Here is a 1,088-nt window from a genome sequence, read left to right on the forward strand (position 1 = left end):
AAAATGGCTAATAAGGAGAATGTTTAATGGCTAAGTTTCAAATAAGAGAAGAATTTTATTTAGATGATGTTAAATTTAAAATTCTATCTGGCGCTGTTCATTATTTTAGAATACATTATTCTCAATGGGAAGATACATTATTTAACTTAAAAGCACTTGGATTTAATACAGTTGAAACGTACATTCCTTGGAATATTCATGAACCATATGAAGGAAAATTTGATTTTCAAGGAATTAAAGATATAGAGAAGTTTATACAAACTGCTGAAAAGATAGGCTTATATGTTATTTTAAGGCCTACGCCATATATATGTGCTGAATGGGAATTTGGTGGACTTCCAGCATGGCTTTTAAAGGATAAGGAAATAAAGCTTAGAAGTTCAGATGATAGGTTTATTAATAAAGTAAGAAATTATTATAATGAATTACTGCCTAGATTAGTTAAGTATCAAGTAACTAAAGGCGGCCCTGTTTTAATGATGCAAGTTGAAAATGAATATGGTTCTTATGGTAATGAAAAGGAATATTTAAGAATTATAGCATCAATTATGAGGGAAAATGGTATAGATGTTCCGCTTTTTACTTCTGATGGTACATGGATTGAGGCATTAGAATCTGGATCATTAATTGAAGATGATATTTTTGTATCTGGAAATTTTGGATCTAAATCAAAAGAGAACTGTGAAGTGCTAAAGGATTATATGAGAGAAAATGGCAAAAGATGGCCTGTAATGTGTATGGAATATTGGGATGGATGGTTTAATAGATGGGGAGAAGATATCATACGAAGAGATGCAATTGATCTAGCTGAGGATGTAAAGGAAATGCTTGAAATAGGAAGTATTAATCTTTACATGTTTAGAGGTGGGACAAACTTTGGATTTATGAACGGGTGTTCTGCAAGAGGAAATAATGATTTACCACAAGTTACTTCTTATGATTATGATGCTATATTAACAGAGTGGGGAAATCCAAGTGATAAGTATTATGAATTGCAAAAAGTTATGAAATCTATATATCCTAATATAGAACTATTACCTCCAAGGGAAAGAGCATTAAAGAATTTTGGTAGTTATAAAGTAGATGGG

At 31.0% G+C, this 1,088-nt stretch carries 1 protein-coding gene; it reads left to right on the forward strand.

All coding sequences use genetic code 11. The annotated features are described in order from the left end of the window. Positions 1-26: 26 nt before the first annotated feature. On the forward strand, positions 27-1,088 hold a 1,062-nt coding region (locus tag G594_RS0114560), incomplete at its 3' end, for a glycoside hydrolase family 35 protein (protein WP_027099233.1).

This window comes from Clostridium paraputrificum AGR2156 (genome assembly GCF_000424025.1).
Classification (GTDB): Bacteria; Bacillota; Clostridia; order Clostridiales; family Clostridiaceae; genus Clostridium; species Clostridium paraputrificum.